General features: G+C 33.1%; 3 protein-coding genes. All 3 read right to left on the bottom strand.

Going from position 1 to position 3,382, the window contains the following annotated elements; translation table 11 throughout:
- A partial coding sequence (locus AC1DRQ_RS30290) for a DUF7669 domain-containing protein (protein WP_477429667.1) occupies positions 1-898 on the bottom strand: 898 nt, incomplete at its 3' end.
- A gap of 52 nt (positions 899-950) precedes the next feature.
- Complete coding sequence (locus AC1DRQ_RS30285; protein WP_477429665.1) at positions 951-1,766, bottom strand: HNH endonuclease; 816 nt, start codon at positions 1,764-1,766, stop codon at positions 951-953.
- Positions 1,753-3,382: AAA family ATPase (locus tag AC1DRQ_RS30280; RefSeq protein ID WP_477429663.1), on the bottom strand; the 1,630-nt coding region annotated here is incomplete at its 5' end. The genes AC1DRQ_RS30285 and AC1DRQ_RS30280, both read right to left, overlap by 14 nt.

Genomic DNA, 3,382 nt, shown 5'->3' with positions numbered 1-3,382 from the left:
GTTTTAATTCCCCTTCCATAACAGATAATTGGGGACTGATTCCCGATAACTCATTTAAAATACAAGTTGTAGCCACAACTGACTGTTGAAATTCGCCCAAAAAATAGTCTGAAAACTTATTCCAGATATCTAATTTTAGGACATCTTTATATTCACCCCCCTTCATGTTGTTGATTTCACACGCGTTACCCTGCGATACACCACTTAAATTTACATGTCTCCACTTCGTAGATGAAACTTCAATGATTTCATCTATTGGTGTTTGAGCAATAACCTTAACCTTTCTTCCATATTTATAATCGGGCCTTTCACCATTTTCATCTAGTTTACTATCAACCGGAGTAACTATATGAGTAAAAGATTTAACTCCATGTACCTTTTGATAAATAAGTATTAATTCATTTACGGCGGGACTTAAAGCATTTGTTTTATGTTTTGTTGGAAAATGAAGGATAAAATCATTTTTGATTTCACTCAAATAAGCTTCACCATCCAAAGTATTACTTACATTTTTAAACCAAATAATATCGTCAGGAGTAAAAGTTTTGGTTTCAAGATCTCGTTTTTTTTGTACTCCAAGCTTATTCAAGCTATCGATATAAATCTCCCAAATACCGTGTACGGTGGGAGCGTAAGACACAACCCTACCTCGGCCGGTAGTATAAAGTAAATCATACTTTGAACCTGAATTTGTCAGCCTTGGTTTATTGTTTTCAGGATAGTGAATTCTTGAATCGTGATTTACCGTTAATACAATTATTTGAGCGGTAATTGTATCCTGGTTAACGTTGCTCCAATTTTCATTTATGTAATTTTTGATATCTCCATAGGTGGCAGAACCGTTTAGATAATCTATTGCCGATTTAATCATCTGCCATACGTATGGTTTAGGTGTCATAAAAATATTTATTGCGATTGTCGTTTGGAGGATTCTTATTTAGAAAGGCTTGCTAGGCGTGGTTTTGCAATAACTCTTTAATTACTATCTTCAACCAGTTATGTTTTATTGCAAATCGTCTATATGCTAAAAAAGGGTTATCAATCTTCTCAGAATCACGTTTGAATTTTGCGATTAATGCCTGGATCCCGGCTATTCGTCGATCTTTATTTTCAAGTAACAGTTCTGCTGCAATGTCATCTCTAAAGTCATTTAGCAGTTTTCTTCTTTCATCACGTAAATAAGTCCGAGAGAGCTTGCATTTTTCAATTGTATATGCAAATCTTGTATTATTTGAAGTAATCGCTCCACTCTGTTCAAAAACAATATAGGTAACCGGATTTGTTATTTCTGGGTTAACCATTTTAGGTAATTCACGAAAATCGTAAGAAGCTGATAGGGAATTTATGTTTCTTATATTAGCCAGAGTATTTACGAAAGTGACTTTCACTCCCTCAAGTTCAAAGTTTACGCCTTTATATTCATTACAATGAGGGCAGGCCAATAAGAGATTGTCCCAAGAATAAGCAAGCCAATAATAGTTATTTTTATGTCTGTAATGTTCTACATGGGTCTGCTCTACTTTTTGCTCACAATAGGCACACTTTCCATGGTAAATTAATGCGAGTGCCGATCGTACATCTGCATATTTATATCTGTCGTTATACTTGCCGCTATCAGTGTAAGAGCCATCGTTGATGAATTTCAGTCTATGATTGCTGGTCGTTATTGAAGGCTTTGGTGGCAAACCAGGTAAGGGAAAGAAATCTTCTGTAGCAGGCTTAAGTGATTCAGGAATATTGAGTAAATCCTTATTAATTTTGATCATCCCCTAAATCTTCTTTAAATATATTGTCTATTAAATCGTCTATTTCAGCTTCACTAATAAACTCTTTGCCTTCATTTTTTCTTTTAGATAATTCGTCACCAATTTTTTTATTTATTTTATAAAGAAGAAAGCTGTCGCTAGTATCAGCATCATTATCAGCGACATTCATTCTTGCACTATCCATACCAAATAAAGGTGAAGTAACTAATGAATTAATCATCAAATGATCTAAATTCTTTCTATGATAAGCATCACTAATTTTCGTTTGGCCATCCTTAGCATTTCTAAAAACTCGATATATAATAGCATCTTCAGAGGCCCCCTGGATAATTGCAGGACTGTGTGTGCTAAAAATAAATTGAATTTTTGGAAAAAGCGCGCGTAATTTTTTCACAATATTGAACTGCCATTTTGGATGTAGATGCAAATCAATTTCATCCACCATTACAATTCCTTTTAAATCTTGGATTGACTTTACGGTTGGCTGATTTTGTACCAAACGAAATATTAAATCGCAAACAAAAATTATTACGCTTTTATACCCTTCAGATAACTGATCAAATTTTAACTTGCTTCCTTTTTCATAAAAATAAACTTCAGTACCTTCAAATTCAACATTGACATTTTTCTCTAAAATTTCATATAGCATTTCCTGAATTGAAGATACCGTTAGTGAAACTATCGATTGCTCATCTTTTGGTGTACTATCCTCAGTAACTTCATTTTTTTGATTTTGAAATTCGGCGAGTTTTCTGTCCTTTAACCAGGATACTGGATGTGTTAATACTTGATCACCATCAAATAAACTCATAAACCCATACTTGTCGGCATTATCAGTACTATATCTGCCACGATGAGCTCCATATGCAAAAAATTGATTTAACCAGTTTTTCCGTTTACCATATATATCACCGGCCTCGTCTGATCCGATTAATAGTAAATCTTTATTGTCCTGTATAAGATCTTTAATCTTTCCGGTTTTTTCTTGTTCAGTATTTTCGGTTACAAAATATTGATTAAATGCCAAAAAAATAGCCATTAAGACTAGCGATTTACCATCGCCGTTTTCACCAAGCAAATAAATTTCATTTGTAGAACAAAGATTTTCTAAATTAAGCTCCTTAATTGAATAAAAATTCTTAACTCTAACAGAATCAATTCTTGAAATATGATTATTGATCAAAAATGCACTTTCATTCTTAAATTCCTTATCATCAGCAAGCTTATCTAGGTCCAAAGAGAATGCGTGTTGAAAAAGACGTAAAATATCATTACCAACTTTCGGAATGTCAGGACTAGCAGCTAAAATTTCGTTATATCGCAATTTAAGAGCAGATTCACTTAATTGTTCAAGGAGGAAGCTGGCTGGTTTAATACCATCAAACGTTTCTATAAGTGAATTAAATTTAGGTTTTTGAACTAGATAGAATCTATCCTTGAATTCTATGTCATAAACGAAATCTAAATTATGTCTTGTTAATTCATCATGTACATATGCCTTAAATTTGTCAAAAAAGTCTACAGGCGTAATTATAAAAGTATCTTTTAAGGTGAATTCAATTAAAGAATTTCCTTCGAGCCAAAAACCATACTGAGATTTGGTTAAACTTAAAGCG

Source organism: Mucilaginibacter sp. P4_E8, from assembly GCF_056401495.1.
This window is presented reverse-complemented; position numbering and strand designations above follow the sequence as displayed.